The sequence below is a fragment of the Streptomyces cyaneochromogenes genome, assembly GCF_003963535.1.
Classification (GTDB): domain Bacteria; phylum Actinomycetota; class Actinomycetes; order Streptomycetales; family Streptomycetaceae; genus Streptomyces; species Streptomyces shaanxiensis.
On the sequence record NZ_CP034539.1, the window covers coordinates 907,547 to 926,778 of the forward strand.

15 protein-coding genes are annotated in these 19,232 nt (G+C 72.1%); 9 read left to right on the top strand and 6 right to left on the bottom strand.

All coding sequences use genetic code 11. The features are described 5' to 3' along the window. The first annotated feature begins 193 nt into the window (after window positions 1-193). From EJ357_RS03765 to EJ357_RS03780, 4 genes are all read left to right on the top strand, one after another. Window positions 194-1,387 (top strand): MFS transporter, encoded by a 1,194-nt coding sequence (locus tag EJ357_RS03765; RefSeq protein ID WP_126388587.1) that lies wholly within the window; start codon window positions 194-196, stop codon window positions 1,385-1,387. A gap of 127 nt (window positions 1,388-1,514) precedes the next feature. Next, a complete protein-coding gene (locus EJ357_RS03770) occupies window positions 1,515-3,281 on the top strand; it encodes a glycoside hydrolase family 35 protein (RefSeq protein WP_126388589.1) in 1,767 nt (588 codons plus the stop codon). Further along, window positions 3,281-5,635 (top strand): beta-galactosidase, encoded by a 2,355-nt coding sequence (locus EJ357_RS03775; RefSeq protein WP_126388591.1) that lies wholly within the window; start codon window positions 3,281-3,283, stop codon window positions 5,633-5,635. Before EJ357_RS03770 ends, EJ357_RS03775 begins: the two co-directional genes overlap by 1 nt. Before the next feature lie 100 nt (window positions 5,636-5,735). Further along, window positions 5,736-6,803, top strand: coding sequence for a LacI family DNA-binding transcriptional regulator (locus tag EJ357_RS03780; RefSeq protein WP_126388593.1), 1,068 nt, complete (start codon window positions 5,736-5,738; stop codon window positions 6,801-6,803). 92 nt (window positions 6,804-6,895) lie between these two features. On the opposite strand, the gene EJ357_RS03785 is transcribed toward EJ357_RS03780, so the two are convergent. The 5 genes from EJ357_RS03785 to EJ357_RS03805 all read right to left on the bottom strand — a co-directional run bounded on the left by EJ357_RS03785 (window position 6,896) and on the right by EJ357_RS03805 (window position 12,491). Next, a complete protein-coding gene (locus tag EJ357_RS03785) occupies window positions 6,896-8,875 on the bottom strand; it encodes a heavy metal translocating P-type ATPase (protein ID WP_126388595.1) in 1,980 nt (659 codons plus the stop codon). Window positions 8,876-8,958: 83 nt separating this feature from the next. Beyond that, the gene (locus EJ357_RS03790; RefSeq protein ID WP_126388597.1) at window positions 8,959-9,831 is read right to left on the bottom strand and encodes a metal ABC transporter permease; all 873 of its coding nucleotides are present in this window, start codon (window positions 9,829-9,831) and stop codon (window positions 8,959-8,961) included. Continuing rightward, window positions 9,828-10,655, bottom strand: a complete 828-nt coding sequence (locus tag EJ357_RS03795; protein WP_126388599.1) for a metal ABC transporter ATP-binding protein — start codon at window positions 10,653-10,655, stop codon at window positions 9,828-9,830. The genes EJ357_RS03790 and EJ357_RS03795 overlap by 4 nt, the downstream gene beginning before the upstream one ends. Beyond that, window positions 10,652-11,599: a metal ABC transporter solute-binding protein, Zn/Mn family gene (locus tag EJ357_RS03800; protein WP_126399166.1), complete on the bottom strand. Its 948-nt coding sequence runs from the start codon at window positions 11,597-11,599 to the stop codon at window positions 10,652-10,654. Before EJ357_RS03800 ends, EJ357_RS03795 begins: the two co-directional genes overlap by 4 nt. Window positions 11,600-11,744: 145 nt before the next feature. After that, window positions 11,745-12,491, bottom strand: coding sequence for an SOS response-associated peptidase (locus EJ357_RS03805; RefSeq protein ID WP_126399168.1), 747 nt, complete (start codon window positions 12,489-12,491; stop codon window positions 11,745-11,747). 121 nt (window positions 12,492-12,612) lie between these two features. Here EJ357_RS03805 and EJ357_RS03810 point away from each other — a divergent pair, with 121 nt between their 5' ends. Genes EJ357_RS03810 through EJ357_RS03820 form a run of 3 tightly spaced genes read left to right on the top strand, consistent with a single transcriptional unit; the run spans window position 12,613 to window position 16,275 of the window. Then, complete coding sequence (locus tag EJ357_RS03810; RefSeq protein WP_126388601.1) at window positions 12,613-13,980, top strand: MFS transporter; 1,368 nt, start codon at window positions 12,613-12,615, stop codon at window positions 13,978-13,980. Next, window positions 13,977-15,362 (top strand): alpha/beta hydrolase family protein, encoded by a 1,386-nt coding sequence (locus EJ357_RS03815; RefSeq protein ID WP_126388603.1) that lies wholly within the window; start codon window positions 13,977-13,979, stop codon window positions 15,360-15,362. The genes EJ357_RS03810 and EJ357_RS03815 overlap by 4 nt, the downstream gene beginning before the upstream one ends. Window positions 15,363-15,414: 52 nt before the next feature. Further along, complete coding sequence (locus tag EJ357_RS03820) at window positions 15,415-16,275, top strand: PaaX family transcriptional regulator (protein ID WP_228472954.1); 861 nt, start codon at window positions 15,415-15,417, stop codon at window positions 16,273-16,275. A 194-nt stretch (window positions 16,276-16,469) separates the two neighbouring features. Here the strand turns inward: EJ357_RS03820 and EJ357_RS03825 are convergent, their stop codons facing one another. Beyond that, window positions 16,470-17,036: a TetR/AcrR family transcriptional regulator gene (locus tag EJ357_RS03825; RefSeq protein ID WP_126388605.1), complete on the bottom strand. Its 567-nt coding sequence runs from the start codon at window positions 17,034-17,036 to the stop codon at window positions 16,470-16,472. Between the two features lie 85 nt (window positions 17,037-17,121). Here EJ357_RS03825 and EJ357_RS03830 point away from each other — a divergent pair, with 85 nt between their 5' ends. Both EJ357_RS03830 and EJ357_RS03835 read left to right on the top strand, forming a co-directional pair. Then, window positions 17,122-18,045, top strand: a complete 924-nt coding sequence (locus EJ357_RS03830; protein WP_126388607.1) for an SDR family oxidoreductase — start codon at window positions 17,122-17,124, stop codon at window positions 18,043-18,045. Window positions 18,046-18,242: 197 nt separating this feature from the next. Beyond that, the gene (locus EJ357_RS03835; RefSeq protein WP_126388609.1) at window positions 18,243-19,094 is read left to right on the top strand and encodes an NAD(P)H-binding protein; all 852 of its coding nucleotides are present in this window, start codon (window positions 18,243-18,245) and stop codon (window positions 19,092-19,094) included. The last annotated feature ends 138 nt before the right edge of the window (window positions 19,095-19,232 follow it).

A 19,232-nucleotide genomic window follows, 5' to 3' on the forward strand; every position in this document is an offset into this window, starting at 1 on the left:
CACACTCCCCGTCCGCTCAGGCTTCGGCGATCCGTTCACCGAAGCCGACTTCTAGACTACATGTCCAGCGTCTGTACTGGCAGTCCAGAAATTCCAGATACTCGTCACCCTCCCCAACGCCGGTGTCTCACCACCGAAGAGCGGCGCACAGATCTTGACGGGGCGCGCGATGTTACCGGTAACATCCAGCCTCATGACAGTGACGTCGGCACCCCCGCACCCACGGGTCTTCAGCCCCGCCGCCGTGGTCGCCTCCTGCGTCGGCTTCATGCTCATCGGCGCCCTCCAGGCCCTGTACGGCCCGGCGATCCCGGGCTTCCGCGAGGAGTTCGGCCTGTCCCCGTCGGCCGCCGGCCTCGGGCTGAGCGCGCACTTCGTGGGCGGCGTGGCCGGCGTGCTGCTCTTCGACCGCCTCTACGGCCGGGCCGGCAACCGGCGGATCCTGGGCTCCTCGTATCTGCTGATGGCCGTCGGCGCGGCCGGCTTCGCGCTGGCCCCGAACTGGCCGGTCGCCTTGACCATGGCCCTGCTGGCCGGGCTCGGCTTCGGCGGCATCGACTACGGCCTCAACCAGCTGTTCGCCGTGGGCTTCGGCCACCGCTCGACCGCCATGCTGAACATCCTCAACGCCCACTTCGGCATCGGCGCGATCCTCGGCCCGGCCGTCATCGGCTTGGTCGGCTCCGCGCACTACCCCGCCGTGTTCCTGAGCTTCGCGCTGGCCGACCTGCCGCTGCTGCTGTGCCTGCGCGGCGTGCGCGACCGGGCCCCGCAGCCGTCCGAGACGCACGCCGAGTCCTACGGCGGCCAGGTCCTCGCCCGCAGTCTCGGCTCCGTACTCGCCGTGTTCGTCGCCCTGTACGTGCTGCACGTCGGTATCGAGGCCGGTGTCGGCGGCTGGGAGCCGACCCATCTGGAGACCGTCGGCTACGGCGCCGGATTCGCGGCCACCGCGACATCCGTGTACTGGCTGATGATGACCGTGGGCCGCTTCCTGGTCGCCCCGATCGCACTGCGCTTCTCGGCGCAGGCCATCATCACCGTTTCGTGCGCGGGCATGACGGTGTGTCTGCTGCTCGCGGCGATTCCGGGGCCGGCCCCGTACGCCTACGCCGGTGTCGGTCTGTTCATCGCGCCGATCTTCCCGACCGGCCTGCCCTGGCTCCATCGGGCCGCCCTGCGGGCCCGTCGGGCCGGCGCCCTCGTCATCGCCGCCTCCATGGTCGGCGGGGTGGTGGCGGGCCCCGCGCTGGGCAAGGCCATCGAGTGGTCCGGCGTCCGCAGCGTCCCGCTCGTGCTGGGCACCGTCTCGGCCCTGTGCCTGGCAGCGGTCCTGTGGCTGATCCGGGCCACCCGATCCCGAGGGCCACATCACCGATCCCGGTGAGCCCCACCGCCCGCCCCGCTGAGCCGCACCATCGAGCCCGCGAACCGCACCCCCCGACCCCCGCCGAGCCGCACCACCAAACCCACAAGCCGCACCCCCATACGCCAGAACCGAAGGGAACTCCCGCGTGTCCGCTCTGACTGCGTCCTCCGACGGTTTCCTGCTCCACGGCGAGCCGTTCCGGATCGTCTCCGGCGCCATGCACTACTTCCGGATCCACCCCGACCAGTGGGCCGACCGGCTGCGCAAGGCCCGTCTGATGGGGCTCAACTCGGTGGAGACGTATGTGCCGTGGAACCTTCACCAGCCCGATCCCGAGGGGCCCCTCGTCCTGGACGGCTTCCTGGACCTGCCCCGCTATCTGAGCCTCGCCCGTGACGAGGGCCTGCACGTCCTGCTGCGCCCGGGGCCGTTCATCTGCGCCGAGTGGGACGACGGCGGCCTGCCCTCCTGGCTGATCGCGGACCCCGACATCCGGCTGCGCTCCAGCGACCCGCGCTTCACCGACGCGTTCGACCGCTACCTCGACCTCCTGCTGCCTCCGCTGCTGCCGTATCTGGCCGCGGCGGGCGGGCCGGTGATCGCGGTGCAGGTGGAGAACGAGTACGGCGCCTACGGAAACGACAAGGCCTACATGATCCACGTCGAACAGGCCTTCCGGGCCAGGGGCGTCGAGGAGCTGCTCTTCACCTGCGACCAGGCCAACCCCGAGCACCTGGCCGCCGGAACCCTCCCCGGTGTCCTGGCGACCGCCACCTTCGGCAGCCGCGTCGACCAGAACCTGGCGGAGCTGCGCCGGCACCGGCCCGAAGGCCCGCTGATGTGCGCGGAGTTCTGGATCGGCTGGTTCGACCACTGGGGCGGACCCCACCATGTGCGGGACGCCGCCGACGCGGCCGCCGACCTGGACCGTCTGCTGTCCGCGGGTGCCTCGGTCAACATCTACATGTTCCACGGCGGCACCAACTTCGGCTTCACCAACGGCGCCAACCACAAGCACGCCTACGAGCCCACCATCACGTCCTACGACTACGACGCCGCCCTCACCGAGTGCGGCGACCCCGGCCCCAAGTACCACGCCTTCCGCGAGGTCATCGCCCGCCACGTACCGGTCCCCGAGGAGCCCGCACCCGCACCGGCTGCCAAACTCCCGCCCCGCGCCGTCGAGTTGAACCGCCGGGCGCCGCTGCTGACCCATGTGAAGGCCCTCTCCGAACCCGTCCGCACCGAGCACCCGGCGACGATGAACGACCTGGACGTGCAGACCGGTTACGCCCTCTACCGCACGACCTTCGACGCGGCGGGCGACGGCCTTCTGCACTTCGCCGGCGGTGTCGGCGACCGCGCGCAGGTCTTCGTCGACGGCGCCCCCGTCGGCGTACTGGAACGCGAACGCCACGACGAGACCCTGCCCGTCCGCGTCCCGCACCCCGGGGCCACGCTGGAGGTCCTCGTCGAGAACATGGGCGGCGTCAACTACGGCCCGCGCATCGGTGCCCCCAAGGGCCTGCTCGGCCCCGTCGCGTTCAACGGCACCGCCCTGTACGGCTGGGACTGCCACCCCCTGCCCCTGGACGACCTGAGCGCGCTGCCGTACGCCCCGTCCGACACACCCACGGCCGCCGAACCCGCCTTCCATCACGGCACGTTCGACGTCGACACCCCGGCCGACGCCTTCCTCGCCCTGCCCGGCTGGACCAAGGGACAGGCCTGGGTCAACGGCTTCCACCTGGGCCGCTACTGGAACCGCGGCCCGCAGCGCACCCTCTACGTCCCCGCCCCGGTGCTGCGTCCGGGCACCAACGACCTGGTCCTCCTGGAGCTCCACGGCACCACCGCGGCCCGGATCCAGCTCACCGACGCCCCCGACCTCGGCCCGGAGAACACCTGGTGATGCACGTGCTGCGCGCTCCCACTCCCGCCGCCCCTCCGCTGACGGGCCACCTCCCCTTCACCGACGCGCCCGGCGTCCGCGACCCGGTCGAGGTCACCAGCCGCTGGCTCACCCGAGGGGGCGGTCCCTGGTTCCCGGTCTCCGGCGAGTTCCACTACTCCCGCTGCCCCGAAGGCGAGTGGGAGGAGGAACTGCTGAAGATGAAGGCGGGCGGGGTCAACGCCGTCGCCAGCTACGTCATCTGGATCCACCACGAGGAGATCGAGGGCCGCGTCCGCTTCGACGGCAACCGCGACCTGCGCCGCTTCGCCGAGCTGTGCGCGCGTCACGGCCTGGACTTCATCCCCCGCATCGGACCGTGGTCCCACGCCGAGGTGCGGGGCGGCGGCCTGCCCGACTGGCTCCTGGCCCGCGACTGCACCCCCCGCACCGACGACCCGGCGTATCTGGAGCCCGTGCGCGCCTGGTTCGCCGCCATCGCCGAGCAGTTGCACGGCCTCGACCGCGGCCACGGCGGCCCGATCATCGCCATCCAGATCGAGAACGAGCTCTACGACCAGCCCGGTCACCTGCTCACGCTGAAGCGGATGGCGAAGGAGGCCGGACTGAGCGCGCCCATGTGGACGTCGACCGCGTGGGGCGGCGTCCAGCTCCCGCCCGACGAACTGCTCCCCCTGTACGGCGGCTACCCCGAGGCCTTCTGGACCGAGGCGGACGGCGGCTGGCCCGACACCTGTCGCAAGCACTTCTTCTTCACCCACCAGCGCGACGACGAGGGCATCGGCGCCGATCTGCGCCCGACCACCGTCCGGGGCGGTGACCCGGACGCCCTGGCGGACCGATTCCCGTGGGCCACCTGCGAGCTGGGCGGCGGCATGGCGGTGGCCTACCACCGGCGGCCGCACCTGGACGCCGCCGACATCGGCGCGCTCGGCCTCACCAAGATCGGCTGTGGCACGGTGTGGCAGGGCTACTACATGTTCCACGGCGGCACGAATCCGCTCGGCGAGCGGACCACCCTCCAGGAGTCCCACGCCACCGCCTACCCGAACGACCTGCCCGTCCTGACGTACGACTTCCAGTCGCCGCTCGGCGAGTACGGCCAGTACCGGCCTTCGTACGACGAACTCCGCCTCCAGCACCTGATGCTGGCCGACTTCGGCCACCTCCTCGCCCCGATGGAGTCGGTACTTCCGGAGCGTCTCCCCGACGGACAGCACGACCGGGAGACCCTGCGCTGGGCCGTGCGCGGCGACGGCACCACCGGGTTCCTCTTCGTCAACAACCACCAGCCGCACGAGCCCCTGCCGGATCACCCGGACACCTCCTTCACGGTCGAACTCCCGGGCGGTTCCCCGGCGTTGACGCTGCCCAGTGCACCGGTGACCGTGCCCGCGGGTGCGTACTTCTGCTGGCCGCTGCGGCTCGACGTCGCAGGTGTCCGGCTGGAGTGGGCGACCGCACAGCCGGTGTGCACGGTCGACCTGGACGGACGCACGGTCCTGGTACTTGCCGCCACCGACGACATCGCGCCCGAACTCGCCCTGGCCGCGGGCACGGTGGCGTCCGTCAGCGCGCCGACCGGGGACATCGTCGACCTCGACGGCCGGATCCTGGTGAGCGGTCTGCGGCCGGGCACCGACGCGCTGGTCGAGGTCGAGACGGCGGACGGCGGGCGGGTCGGGCTGCTGGTGCTGGACGCGGCGACGGCTCGTACCGTCTACCGGGGCGCGGCATGGGGCGCCGAGCGGCTCGTGCTGTGCGCGGACGGGGTCGTGTTCGACGGCGACGAGGTACGGGTGCACAGCGCTGCCGAACGGTCGTCGTTCGCCGTGCTGCCCGCGCCGGAGCAGCCGTTGGTGGTGGACGGGGAGACGGTGGCCGGCGAGACGGACGGGGTGGTCGTCCGCTACGGCGTCGGGACCGGCGGCGGTGCCGCTCCCGAGGCGGCGGTGACCTTGGGCCGGCCCGCGGGTCCGGCGCCCGGGCCCGCGACGGGTGTGCTCGGGCGCGCGAGCGCGCCGGCGGACAAGTGGTTCGACACGGTGGCCGCCGAGTACCTCGTCGAGGTACCGGAGGATCTCCCGGCGGGGAGTGTGCTGCGGCTGCGGTGGAGCGGGGACGTGGGGCGGGCGTACGTGGGAGACAGGCTGGTCGCCGACCAGTTCTTCTCGGGGCGGGTCTGGGACATCGGACGGCTCCCGGCGGGGGCGACGCTGCGGGTGCGGGTGCTGCCGCTGCACGCCGATGCCGAGGTGTACGTGCCGCGGGGCGCCGGTGACGCGGCGCGGACGGCCGCCGTGACGCATGCCGAGTGGGTCGTCGGCCGTACCTGGTCGGTCCGGTCGGGCTGAGGCGGCGCCTGTGCGGGATCCCGCCCCGTGCGCCTGCCTATGCTGGGCATCTGCCGGGGCGGGATGCCACCGCCGTGCCGACGTCGAGGAAGCAGCCATCATGACCCGAAGCTCCGCCGACGGCTCCGCTCCGAGAGGGCGCAGCAGACGGAACTTCGCGGGCGCGCGGCCCGTGATGGACGACGTGGCGCGGCTGGCCGGGGTCTCCAAGCAGACCGTCTCCCGCGTCCTCAACGACCATCCGTCGGTGCGGCCGGAGACCCGCGAGACGGTCCTGACGGCCATGCGGACGCTGGGCTACCGGCCGAGCCGCAGCGCCCGGTCGCTGGCCAGCGGGCGGACCCGGATGCTCGGCGTGATCTCCTTCGACGCCGCCCGCTACGGCCCCGCCAGCATCCTGACCGCGATCAACACCGCGGCCCAGGAGGCCGGTTACCTGCTGAGCTCGATCGCGCTGGACACGGCCGAGCCCGACACGGTGGTCGAGGCGGTGAACCGGCTGTCGGCCGAGGGCGCGGACGGCGTGATCGCCATCGCCCCGCAGTTGTGGGTGGGCAAGACGCTGGCGGACACGCGCCTCGACACCCCGCTGGTCGTGCTGGAGAACGGCCTCGACACCGACGCCCAGCAGGTCACCGGCGACTCGCGAACCGGAGCCCGCAAGGCCGTCGAGTATCTGCTGGGACTGGGCCACCGCACCGTGTGGCACATCGCGGGTCCCACCGGCTGGACCTCGGCCGATCACCGGACGGGCAGCTGGCAGGCGTGTCTGGAGGCGGCCGGGGTCGAGGTCCCGGCCCCGCTGATCGGCGACTGGAGCGCCGACTCCGGCTACGAGCTGGGGCGGCAACTGGCAGGACACCCGGACGTCACGGCCGTGTTCGCCTCCAACGACCAGATGGCCCTCGGCCTGCTGCACGCCCTGCACGAGGCCGGACGCTCCGTCCCCGGCGACGTCAGCGTCGTGGGCTACGACGACATCCCCGAGGCCGCGCACTTCCTGCCCCCGCTGACCACCGTCCGTACGGACTTCGCCGAGATCGGCACCCGTTCGCTGCGCCTGCTGCTGGACCGGCTCGACGGCACCGACGAGCCGCTGCGGGTCGACTCGCTGGTCCCGGTCGACCTGGTGGTCCGCCGCAGCAGCGGCCCGGCGCCGGGGCACTGACGACACGCTCCTGGCCAAGGGGGTTGGGGAGACCGCACGTCACCCCGGATGAGCCCGGGCCCCGTCAGCCTCCCCCTTGAGCCCGCGTCCCGTCAGCCGGTCCCGTCGGTCGCCGCCCGCTGCCAGGCCGCGTCCCGCAGCAACCGCAGCCCGTTCAGGCCGACGAGGACCGTGGAGCCCTCGTGGCCCGCGACACCGAGCGGCAGGGGCAGGGTGCCGAGCAGGTCCCAGGTGACGAGGCCGGCGATGAACACCCCGGCGATGACGAGGTTCTGCACGACCAGTTTCCGGGCGTGGCGTGAGAGGGCGACGGTGGTGGGGACGGCGGCGAGTTCGTCGCGGACGATCACCGCGTCGGCGGTCTCCAGGGCCAGGTCGGAGCCCGCCCGGCCCATGGCGACGCCGATGTGGGCGGCGGCCAGGGCGGGCGCGTCGTTGACGCCGTCCCCGACGACCATCACCTTGCGGCCCGCGCCCTCCAGCTCCTGCACCGCGCCCATCTTGTCCTGCGGCAGCAGCCCGGCACGTACGTCCTCGATGCCGGCCTCGGCCGCCAGGTGGGCGGCGGCGCGCGGGTTGTCGCCGGTGAGCAGGACCGGGGCGGTGCCGGTGAGCGTGGTGAGGGCTGCGACCGTGGCGGCGGCGTCGGGGCGCAGCCGGTCCGCGACGGCAAGCAGTCCGGCGGGGGTGCCGTCGACGACCACGAGGACGGCGGTACGGCCGGACGCCTCGAGTTCCCCGGCCGGTTCCACGACCGCGCCGTCGGGGTCGTCCAGCAGCCGGGCCGGGGCACCGACCTCGACCGTCCGGCCTTGGACGACGGCCTTCACGCCGACGCCGGGCGCGGAGGTGAAGTCGTGCGCGACGGGCAGGCCGAGGCGCCTCTCGCGTGCGGCGTCCACCACCGCCCTGGCCAGCGGGTGTTCGCTGGGGTGCTCGGCGGCCGCGGCGAGCGTCAGGAGCTGGTCCTCGTCCAGGCCGCCTGCGGGCAGCGGCCGTACGGCGACGACCCTCGGCGTGCCCTCGGTCAGCGTGCCGGTCTTGTCCAGGGCGACCGTGTCGACCTGGCCGAGGCGTTCCATCACGACCGCCGACTTCACCAGCACACCGTGCCGGCCGGCGTTGGCGATGGCCGACAGCAGGGGCGGCATCGTGGCCAGGACCACCGCGCACGGCGAGGCCACGATCATGAACGTCATGGCACGCAGCAGCGCCTCGGAGAACTCCTCGCCGAACGCGAGCGGGACCCCGAAGACGGCGAGGGTCGCGGCCACCATGCCGAGCGAGTAGCGCTGTTCGACCTTCTCGATGAAGAGCTGGGTGGGCGCCTTGGTCTCGGACGCCTCCTCGACCATCCGGACGATCCGGGCGATCACGGAGTCGGAGGCATCGCGTTCGACGCGGACGCGCAGTGCGCCGGTGCCGTTCAGGGTGCCCGCGAAGACCTCGTCACCGGGCTCCTTGGGCGCGGGCAGCGGTTCACCGGTGATGCTCGCCTGGTCGACCTCACTGGCTCCGGCCAGCACCCGGCCGTCGGCTCCGACGCGTTCGCCGGGCCGGACCAGGACGGTGTCGCCGATCACCAACTCCTCGACGGTGACGGCCTGTTCGGTGCCGTCGGGGGCGAGTCGGGTGGCCGTGGCGGGGGCCAGGTCGAGCAGGCCGCGCACCGAGTCGGCGGTGCGGGCGGTGGCGAGGGCCTCCAGGGCGCCCGAGGTCGCGAAGATCACGATCAGCAGGGCGCCGTCCATCACCTGCCCGATCGAGGCGGCGCCGAGCGCGGCGACGACCATCAGCAGATCGACGTCCAGGGTCCGCTCCTTGAGCGCCTTGAGCCCTTCCCAGCCCGGTTCCCAGCCACCGGTGGCGTACGACAGCGCATACAGCGGGCCCCAGGTCCAGGCGGGTGCCCCGGCGAGCTGCAGGGGCAGCGCGAGCAGGAACAGCGCGGTGGCCGCGAGAGCCCAGCGGACCTCCGGCAGCGCGAGGAGCCTGGTGCGCCGCCGGGGCACGGAGCCGGCACGCGCGGACGTGGCCCGGCCGGCCGAGGGCGGGGTGAGCGTGGAAGTCATGCGCGGCACGATACAGGAACGAATGAATACTCATTCATGTCTTCATGTCGCGTGAGGAAGGAGGCCGGCCTCGTGGCCGCACGTCAGGCGGTGGCTCGTGCCGCTCCCCACCGCCGGATCCGGTGGCGGCCCACCCATCGGCAGACCACGTAGATCGTGAACGAGATGGTGGTGACATACGGGCTGATGGGGATGCTGCCGCCCAGGGCCAGCAGGATGCCGCCCTCGATGGACACCACCGCGAAGAGCACGCTCAGCGCGGGCAGCAGCACGGGCGAGGCGGTGACCCGGGCCGCGGCGGCCGCGGGCGTGACGACGAGGGTGAGGACCAGCAGCGCTCCGACGACCTGCACGGACAGCGCGACCGCGAGGCCCAGCACGAGCATGAACGCGAACGACAGCGCCCGCACCGGCACGCCCCGCGCCTCGGCCACCTCCGGGTCGGCGCTTGCGAAGGCGAGCGGTCGCCACATGGCCGCCAGCGCCACGAGCACCACCGCCGACGTGCCGAGCAGCCAGGACATCTGCGGGGTGTCGACGGCGACGATCTGCCCGGTGAGGATGCCGAACTTGTTCGCGGCCCGGCCCTTGTACAGCGCGAGGAAGAGCACACCGAGGCCGAGACCGAACGGCATGACGACGCCGATGACCGAATTGCGGTCCCGAGCACGCGCACCGAGCAGGCCGATGGCGCCGGCGGCGATCAGCGAGCCGACGATCGAGCCGCCCACGATGTTCACGCCCAGCAGCAGAGCGGCCGAGGCTCCGGCGAACGACATCTCGCTGATCCCATGCACCGCGAAGGGCAGGTCCCGCATGAGGACGAAGACCCCGACCAGGCCGCCGACCAGGCCGAGCGCGGCGCCGGCGACGAGGGAGTTGCGGACCAGGGCGAGCAGTTCGCCGTAGTGGTCGAAGTTGAAGATCTGCTGCCAGATCCCGTCGGCGATGGTCATGGCCGTGCTCCGTGCGGCAGTTCGGGGTGGTGCGGCGACTGGGCGGCCTCGTCGGGCACGCCCACCACCGTGACGCGGTCCCGGACACGGATGACATCGACCTGGGTGCCATAGAGCCGCGACAGGGCCTCCGAGGTCAGCACCTCGTCGGGGGCGCCGACCCGGAAGCCGCCGCGGGCGAGGTACAGCACGCGGTCCACGAGTCCCAGTACGGGGTTGATCTCGTGGGTCACGAACACGACAGCCGTGCCGTGGGAGCGACGCCGGGCGTCCACCAGTTCCGTCACGGCCCGCTGGTGGTGCAGGTCGAGGGAGAGCAGCGGTTCGTCGCACAGCAGGATCCGCGGGTCGGTCGCGAGCGCCTGCCCGATGCGTACACGCTGCCGTTCGCCGCCGGAGAGCAGGCCGACGGGGACGTCCGCGTAGGCGGCGGCGCCGACCGAGATGAGGATCTCGTCGACGCGGCGGCGTACGGCGCCCGTGCGCGGCCGGGGTCCGAAGCGGTGTCCGTCGATGCCGAGGCGGACCAGGTCCCGGGCGCGCAGTGTCGCGTGCGTGGACAGCGTTCCCTGCTGGGGGACGTAGCCGATGTCCCGGCTGCCGCGCCGGGGCGGGCGGCCCAGGACCGTCAACGTGCCGTCGGACAGCGGTCGCTGCCCCAGCAGGGCGCGTACGAAGCTGGTCTTGCCCGATCCGTTGGGGCCGAGCACGGCCAGGAACTCGCCCGGCGCCACGTCGAGATCGAGGCCCTGCCACAAAACGCGCTCGCCGTAGGAGAGGGCCGCGCCGCGCAGGCTGACCGCGGCTGCGGGGGTCGGCCTCACTTGGCGAGCGCGCTCGCGAGCGCGTCGACATTGGCGGTCATCCAGCCGACGTAGTCCTTGCCCTTGGGGAGGGTTTCGGTCACGGGGACCACCGGGATGCCGGCTGCCTTCGCCGCCTGCTCGGCCTTCTCGGTCTGCGGGCCGGAGGTCTGCCCGTTGTAGACCAGCGCCTTGACTTTCCTGGTGCTGAACAGCGCCAGTGTGTCCCGCAGGGTCCTCGCGGAGACGTCGTCGCCCTCCTCGATGGCTTCGCTGAACGCCTCGGGGGTCGCGTTCCTGAGCCCACTGGCCTGAAGCATGTACAGCGGCACGGGCTCGGTGATGGCCACCGCCTCGCCGCCGTGGCCGGCCTTGATGCGGGCTTCCTTCCGCTCCAGCGGCGTCAGCTTCGCCTTGAAGGCCTTCGCCTTGTCGGTGAAGGTGGCGGCGTCGTCCGGGTCGGCCTTGGCGAGGGCGGCGGCGATGCGGTCGGCGAGCTTGGCGGCCGTGGGGAAGTCGTACCAGACGTGCTCGTTGAGCTCCCCGCCCGCCGGGGCGGTCTTGCCGGAGACGTCGACCGCGTTGATCACCTGCGGGGACGAGCCACCGCTCCCCAGCATGCGGTCGATGAAGTCGTCGTAACCGCCGCCGTTCTCGATGACGACCTTCGCCTTGGAGAGCGCCAACTGGTTCTGCGTACTGGCCTCGTAGGAGTGCGGGTCCTGGTCGGGGTCGCTGATGATCGAGGTGACCGCCACCTTCCCGCCGCCTATCCGCTCGGCCATGTCCCCGTAGACGTTCGTCGAGGCCACGACCGGGATGACGGAGTCCGCGGCGGGACTCTGCGAGGCTGCGCTGCCGCCGCCGGAGTCGGACGAACTGCCGCAGCCCGCAAGGAGAATGAGGCAGGCGCCGGTCATCAGCGGCGGCGCGAGACGTCGGTACGAGGACAGGGACGCGGGCATGGGCATGGAACCCTCCGGGCAGGGCGAAACGGTCCGCCGAGCTCCATCCGTCCCGGCTTCGGCCCACGCTAGATGAAAACGGATGTCAAGAACGCCCCCCGGCCACTCACCTGGGCAACGCTTACCGAGAACTCACCTTCCGGGGTCAGGGAGCGGCGACCTCGTCCAGGAGCTGGGGACCGTTGTTGCGGACGCTGTTGACGGCCGACGAGACGGGCCGGGCGTCCAGGTGGCCGCCCGCCGGCGGGGTGAGCAGGGTGCGCAGGTCGTCGGTGCTCTGGTGCCGGGGATCGAGCCAGGCGTCGTAGTGCTCGGGGGTGAGCGCGAGGGGCATGCGGGGGTGGATGCGGCCGGCCGCGTCGGTGGCCTCGGTGGTGATGATGGTGCAGGTCATCAGCCAGGCGGCGGGGTCGTCGGCATCCTTGATCCCCGGATCGCGCCAGTACTCGTACAGCCCGGCCAGGGCCATGACCTGCCCGTCCTCCGGGTGGATGTAGTACGGCTGCTTGCGCGCCTTGCCCGACTTGGCGTCCTTGACCTGCTCCCACTCGTAGAAGCCGTCGGCGGGCAGCAGGCAGCGGCGCTTGACGAACGCCCGGCGGAAGGCGGGCTTCTCGTGCACGGTCTCCACGCGCGCGTTGATCAGCCGTGCTCCGGTCTTCGCGTCCTTCGCCCACGAGGGGACCAGACCCCATCGCAGCGGCCGCAGCTTGCGGCGCGCCGGGGCGTCCTCGCCGGCGCCGCGCGGGGTGCGCTCCAGGACGGCCCACACCTCGTCGGTCGGGGCGACGTTCCAGCTCGGCGCCAGGGTCTCCGCCGGATACCAGTCGGCGACCTGGAACATCTGGGCGAGGTCCTGGGGGCTGCGGGTGGAGGCGTAGCGGCCGCACATACGGCCACTGTGCCACGGCGCGGCGGGCGGGACCCAGCTGTCAATGTTGTGCACTTTCTTGACGATGGTAATCAGAGAGCCTACCTTCACGGTGTCCTTCCCCCGGTCAAGGGAGACCGCGATGCCCCCGTCCCCCGCCGCATCACCGTCACCGTCACCCTCCGCGCGCCCCGAACACACCCGCCAACTCCGCCGCGTCGCCCTCTCCGGGCTGCTCGGCACCGCCGTGGAGTTCTACGACTTCCTCGTGTACGGCACCGTCGCCGCCCTTGTCTTCGGCGAGTTGTTCTTCCCCGGCGCCGATCCCGCCGTCGGCACCATCGCCGCGTTCGGCACCTTCGCCGCCGGCTACGTCGCCCGGCCGATCGGCGGCATCCTCTTCGGGCACTTCGGCGACCGGCTCGGCCGCAAGTCGATGCTGCTGCTCACCATGGGCCTGATGGGCGGCGCGAGCTTCCTCATCGGTCTGCTGCCCACGTACGACACGATCGGTGTCTGGGCGCCGGTCCTGCTGATCACCCTGCGCGTCGTCCAGGGCATCGCCATCGGCGGTGAGTGGGGCGGCGCCACCCTGATGGTCGTCGAACACGCCGGGGAGCGGCGTCGCGGACTGTGGTCCAGCTTCACGCAGATGGGCGCCCCGCTCGGCTCCCTGATCTCCGCGGCCGTCGTCGCCCTCGTCTCGACCCTCCCCAAGGACCAGTTCGCGGCCTGGGGCTGGCGCGTGCCGTTCCTGCTGAGCGTCGCCCTGCTCGGCGTCGGGCTCTTCGTCCGGCTCAAGGTGGTGGAGAGCCCGCTGTTCGCCGAGGTGAAGAAGGACCGTGCCGAGGCGCGGCTGCCGATCGTCGACGTGCTGCGGCGCCCACGTCCGGTGCTGCTGGCCTGCTGCGTCGGCATCGGCGCCTTCACCGCCCAGTCCCTGCTGACCAGTTACCTCATCGCGTACGCCACCGGCATCGGGTACCCCCGCCCGCAGGTGCTGACCGCGCTCACGGTCTCCGCCGCCGTCGCCCTGGTCGTGCTGCCCTGCGCCTCGGCGCTCTCCGACCGCGTCGGCCGCCGTCCGGTCGTGCTCGCCGGAGCCCTGCTGTCGGCCGCGACCGCCTTCCCGGTCCTCGCGCTGGTCGACTCGAAGTCATCGGGCGCGCTGATCCTGGCCGTCGTCCTCGGCCACGGCATCGCCCAGTCCCTGATGTACGGGCCGCTGGGCGCTCTGTTCAGCGAGATGTTCGGCACCCGGGTCCGCTACACCGGCGCCTCCCTCGGCTACCAGGGCGCCACCCTCGTCGGTGCCGGCTTCTCCCCCATGATCGCCGGAAGCCTGGTCGCCGGCAGCGGCAACAGCACCCCCGTCGCCCTGCTGCTGTGCGGCGGCTCGCTCATCACCGCGCTGACCGTCTGGTTCGTGCGCGAGACCAGTCGTACGTCCCTCTCCGGCGCCGACAGCGAAGCCGCCGCTGCTCCCCGCACGGAGGAGATCACCGCATGACGACCGGCACCCGCGCCCGTACGTCCCTGGTGGCCGCCCTCCTGCTCGCGGCCACCGCGCTGCCCGCCTCGGCCGTCGCCGCCACCGCGCTCACCACCCGCGTGGACGGCCGACTCCCCTCGGGCGCCACGTACGTCATGGAAGAGCCCGCCACCTGGAACGGCGCCGTCCTGCTCTTCAGCCACGGCTACGCGAGCGGCCCGGCCAACCCCGCCCAGAACGCCCCGGACGACGCCACGAAGGCGCTCCTCCTCCAGCGGGGCTACGCCCTCGTCGGGTCCTCCTACGCCGGCACCGGCTGGGCGGTGACGGACGCGGTGCCCGACCAGCTCGCCACCCTGTCCGTGTTCACCGAACGCTTCGGTGCGGCCTCCCGGACCATCGCCTGGGGACGGTCGTACGGCGCACTGGTCACCACGGCCATCGCCGAACGCGACCCCGACCGCATCGACGGTTCGCTCTCCCTGTGCGGCCTGGTCCACGGCGGCGTCGCCAACTGGAACAACACGCTCGATCCGGTCTTCGCCATCAAGAGGCTCCTCGCGCCGGACTCCGACGTCCCGCTGGTGGACATCGCGGACCAGGCGGCCGCCGACGCGGCGGCGAACACCCTGACGGCCGCGGTCGACTCGGCGCAGACGACGGCCGCGGGGCGGGCCCGCATCGCCCTCGCGGCGGCCCTGCACAACATCCCGGTCTGGAACCAGCCCACGCAGACCCGGCCCGCCGCGACCGACTGGGACGCACAGCAGGCCAACCAGTTCGAGGCCGTCAAGAGCCTGCTGAAGATCGCCGCATTCAACCGGCGGCAGGAGGCCGAGGCCCGGGCGGGCGGCAACATGTCCTGGAACACCGGTGTCGACTACGCGAAGCTGCTCGGCCGTTCCTCCGTCCGCAAGGAGGTCACCGAGCTGTACAGGAAGGCCGGCCTGTCGCTGCGCGCCGACCTCGCCACCCTCGACCGCGCCCCGCGCATCGGCGCCGACCCGGCCGCCGTGGCGTGGATGAGCGGCACGAGTTCCTTCACGGGCAGGCTGACCAAGCCCCAGTTCTCCGTCCACACCATCGGCGACGCTCTCGTCCCCGTCCAGACGGAGAGTGCCCTGAAGCGGGCGGTCACGGCCGCGGGGTCAGGGTCCCTGCTGCGGCAGGCCTACACCGACAACGCCGGCCACTGCACCTTCAGTCCCGCCGAGCAACTCGCCGCCCTGCACACCCTGGAGGACCGCCTCACCACCGGCAGCTGGGCCGGCACCGACCCGGCGTCCCTCAACTCCCGTGCCACGAAGGCCGATCCGACCACACCGACCCGCTATGTGCCCTACCGACCGACCCCGTACCTGCGCCCTTACGACCTTGCCCACCCCGCCGACGGCCGGTGAAGCCGTACGACCGCCCGCCGCGCCCTCGGCGGGCGGTCGTACGCTTGCCTCCGTGGAGGACGACGACATCCTGGACAGCCAGGACACCCAGGACAGCTCGGAGGGCCCGCAGCAGCGCCCCCAGTCGCTCATGCTCGCCTTCTTCGGCAACCACGTCCTGGAGGAAGGCGACCTGTGCGTCTACTCCGGCAGCATCATCGACGTGCTCGGCCGGGTCGGGGTCGGTGAACAGGCCGTCCGCTCCACCCTCACCCGCATGGTCAACCGCGGTCTGCTGATGCGCCAGCGCGAGGGCCGCAAGATGTTCTTCGGTCTGACCCCGCAGGCGACGCGCGTCCTGCAGGACGGCCGTACCCGCATCTGGCGGCAGGGCGCGGTCAACGACGACTGGGACGGCTCCTGGACCCTGCTCGCCTTCTCCCTCCCCGACTCCTGGAAGCGCCAGCGCCACGACCTGCGCTCCCGGCTCACCTGGTCCGGGTTCGGCGCGCTGTACAGCGGGCTGTGGATCGCTCCGGGGAACGTGGACGTCGCCGCCGTCGTGTCGGACCTGGGGTTGGCCTCCCACGTCAAGATCTTCCACGCCCAGGCGGACGTGGCCACCGACATCGAGCTCATGATCCGCGACACCTGGGACCTGGAGAGCATCGCCGCCCGCTACGTCACCTTCGACAAGCGCTGGACCGCCCACCTCGACGCCGGATCCGGGGACGACCCGATCGGCACCCGTCTGCGGCTGGTCAGCGAGTGGCTCTGGACCATCCGCACGGACCCCCGGCTGCCCGCCCGCCACCTCCCCCCGGACTGGCCGGCCCACACCGCCCAGGAGACCTTCCGCCGCGTCGCCGACCAGACCGCCCGGCCCGCGCACCGGATGGCCGGCGACCTGCTGGAGACCACCCGACTGCGGTAGACGCGGTTTCAGCGGCCTCGGCATAGTCGACTGGAACAGCCTTCCTGGCGGTCCCGGACGCACGCTATGTGACGGGCGCTCAGATTCCAGTTGAGGGAGGCCTCGGCCCCACGAGCGGGCAGCCTCGCAGAGACCTGCGCCTCGCCGCGATGTGATCGTGGATCTGCCTGGCCGCGAGTGGGTCGTGGACCCGCCTAGCCCCCAGCCGTCACGGCCTTGAGCTCCTCCAGTGACTCCCGCATCACCTGCGACAGGGTGCGCTCCTCGGCCGCCGCGGTCCACCGCTCGAAGCCGACCTTGAAGACGGCGACCCCGGCTTCGGCGGTGAGGCTGGCGGCGGGCTCCGTGACGCCGCGTCTGCGCAGGGCGTCGGCGAGCGCGGCCGACAGGGAGGCGAGCTTGATCAGTTCGCGCTCCTGGAGTTCGGTGTTCGCCGCGATGACGGCCTGCCGCTGCCGGGAGTGTTCGCGGCGACCGTCGAACACCGCCGCTGCCGCCTCGAGCCCCGCCGCTGCCGCGTCGATCGGCGCCGCGGGCCCCGGAGCCTCGGCGACGGCGTTCACGAACAGGTCCTGCAAGGCGACCGAGCCACCGAAGAGCACCTCGCGCTTGTCGGCGTAGTGCCGGAAGAAGGTCCGTTCGGTGAGACCGGCCCGTTTGGCGATCTCCGCGACCGTCGTCTGCTCGTAGCCGCGCTCGCTGTAGAGCTCCAACGCCGCCTTCGCCAGACGTTCACGCGCGTTCGGCTCCCATCTGCCCATGTGCAGATCCTACGCGATGACAGTCACTGACATCACATGTTAGCGTCGATGACAGTCACTGACATCGACAGTTTGGGGCTCATCCATGCGCATCTTCGTGACCGGCGCGTCCGGCTGGCTCGGCTCCGCCCTCGTTCCCGAACTCATCGACGCGGGCCACCAGGTCGTGGGGCTCGCCCGCTCCGACGCCTCCGCCGCCACCCTCACCTCCGTCGGGGCCGAGGTGGTGCGCGGCACGGTCGACGACCTCGACGTCCTCGGCAGCACCGCCGCCGTGTCGGACGGGGTGGTCCACCTCGCCTTCAAGCACGACCTCGCCTTCACCGGCGACTACCGGGGCGCCGCGGAGGCCGACCGCCGCGTCGTCGACACCTTCGGCGACGCGCTCGCCGGCACCGACCGCCCGTTCGTCGTCGCCTCCGGCCTGATCGGCATGAAGCCGGGGCAGGTGGCGACCGAGCGGGACATGCCCACCATCGACGGCTCACCGACATCCATCCGCTCGGCCACCGCCACGGCGGCCCTCGCACTGGCCGCGCGCGGTGTGCGCTCGGCCGTGGTGCGGCTCGCTCCGACCTGCCACGGCGAAGGCGACAACGGATTCATGGCGACCCTCGTCGCCATCGCCCGCGCCAAGGGTGTCTCCGGTTATCTCCGCGACGGCGCGAACCGCTGGCCCACCCTCCACCGCCTCGACGCCGCACGGCTGTTCCGCCTGGCGGTCGAGAAGGCCCCCGCGGGATCCGTACTGCACGGAGCCGCGGAGGAGGGTGTCGCGATCCGCGACATCGCCGAGGCGATAGGCCGTCACCTCGGTGTACCGGTCACCTCGGTGGCCCCCGAGGCCGCCGCCGAACACTTCACCTGGCTGGGCGCCCTCCTCGGACTCGACACCCCGGCATCGAGCGCGCTGACCCGCGAGCTGCTCGACTGGCACCCGACCAACCCTGGCCTCCTGGAAGATCTGGACAAGGGCCACTACTTCGCCACGGCTGCCGACGCCCACTGACCGTCAGCGGACGGCTCGTCGGTCAGGGGCTGATCCAGTAGGTGCGCGTGTTGGCGAGCTCGCGGATACCGGCCCTGGAGGCCACGAGCCCGAACCGGGCTCTACCCGGAAGCTAATGGGCACGCCGTGCGTATGGAAGCTTCCCCTTCCGGGACTTGCGGACAGAAACTGTCCGCAAGCCCCCCTACGTTCGCCCCATGACCCAGACACAGGCACAGGCACAGAAGATCCTTGTCACCGGCGCCACCGGAACCGTCGGCCACCAGGTCGTCGTCGAACTGCTCGCCCGCGGCCACGCCGTCCGCGCCCTCACCCGGGATCCGGCGAAGGCCGACCTCCCGGCCGGCGTCGAGGTCGTCCAGGGCGACCTGACCGAACCCGACAGCCTGATTCCGGCCCTGGACGGCGTCACCGGCCTCCACCTGATCACCTTCGGCGGCCCCTACTTCGCCCCGCTGGAGGCCGGCCCGCGGATCCTCCAGCTGGCCCGCGCGGCCGGCGTACGCCGGGTCACCGTGCTGCACGGTGGCGGGCCGTCGCTCCTGGAGGACGCCGTACGGGCGGACGACGGGGTGGACTGGACCGTACTCATGCCGGTCGAGTTCATGGCCAACGCCTTGGAGTGGACGGAAGGGATCCTGACGTCGGGCGAGGTCCGCGAGCCGTTCGTCTCCCGGCTCAGCGCCATGGTCCACGAGGGCGACATCGGCGCGGTCGCCGCGGTCGCGCTCACCGAGGAGGGGCACGGGGGTCAGGAGTACGTGATCACCGGACCCGAACTGCTCACCGTCGCCGACAAGGTGACCACGATCGCCGACGCCCGCGGCCGGGAGATCTCCCTGGTCGAACTGACCGAGGAGCAGGCCGTCGAGCAGTGGCGGGCGGCGGGTCACCCGGAGGACGTGATCGGCTTCCTGCTCGAGGCGTACGGCAACACCCCGGAGGTGGGCCGCACGGTGGTCGACACCGTTGAGAAGATCACCGGCCGACCGGCCCGCACTTTCGGCCAGTGGGCCGCGGAGCACGCGGGTGCCTTCAAGGCCCAGTAGGGCAGGGTCACGCCGAAGTCCCGGTGCGCGGCGGCGGGGGCGGACGCGGAAGGTCCACAACAGGTGACCACCGCGTCCGCCGGCCACGAACGGGAGACGTTCGGTGATCATTCGCATACCCTGCGGAGTTGTCGCCGA

What these genes read in the sequence shown, in the direction of transcription:
- EJ357_RS03825 (WP_126388605.1), bottom strand. Translation starts at nt 17,036, where the DNA reads ATGGGCAGATGGGAGCCGAACGCGCGTGAACGTCTGGCGAAGGCGGCG.
- EJ357_RS03765 (WP_126388587.1), top strand. Translation starts at nt 194, where the DNA reads ATGACAGTGACGTCGGCACCCCCGCACCCACGGGTCTTCAGCCCCGCC.
- EJ357_RS03830 (WP_126388607.1), top strand. Translation starts at nt 17,122, where the DNA reads ATGCGCATCTTCGTGACCGGCGCGTCCGGCTGGCTCGGCTCCGCCCTC.
- EJ357_RS03810 (WP_126388601.1), top strand. Translation starts at nt 12,613, where the DNA reads ATGCCCCCGTCCCCCGCCGCATCACCGTCACCGTCACCCTCCGCGCGC.
- EJ357_RS03835 (WP_126388609.1), top strand. Translation starts at nt 18,243, where the DNA reads ATGACCCAGACACAGGCACAGGCACAGAAGATCCTTGTCACCGGCGCC.
- EJ357_RS03785 (WP_126388595.1), bottom strand. Translation starts at nt 8,875, where the DNA reads ATGACTTCCACGCTCACCCCGCCCTCGGCCGGCCGGGCCACGTCCGCG.
- EJ357_RS03800 (WP_126399166.1), bottom strand. Translation starts at nt 11,599, where the DNA reads ATGCCCGCGTCCCTGTCCTCGTACCGACGTCTCGCGCCGCCGCTGATG.
- EJ357_RS03790 (WP_126388597.1), bottom strand. Translation starts at nt 9,831, where the DNA reads ATGACCATCGCCGACGGGATCTGGCAGCAGATCTTCAACTTCGACCAC.
- EJ357_RS03815 (WP_126388603.1), top strand. Translation starts at nt 13,977, where the DNA reads ATGACGACCGGCACCCGCGCCCGTACGTCCCTGGTGGCCGCCCTCCTG.
- EJ357_RS03805 (WP_126399168.1), bottom strand. Translation starts at nt 12,491, where the DNA reads ATGTGCGGCCGCTACGCCTCCACCCGCAGCCCCCAGGACCTCGCCCAG.
- EJ357_RS03775 (WP_126388591.1), top strand. Translation starts at nt 3,281, where the DNA reads ATGCACGTGCTGCGCGCTCCCACTCCCGCCGCCCCTCCGCTGACGGGC.
- EJ357_RS03780 (WP_126388593.1), top strand. Translation starts at nt 5,736, where the DNA reads ATGACCCGAAGCTCCGCCGACGGCTCCGCTCCGAGAGGGCGCAGCAGA.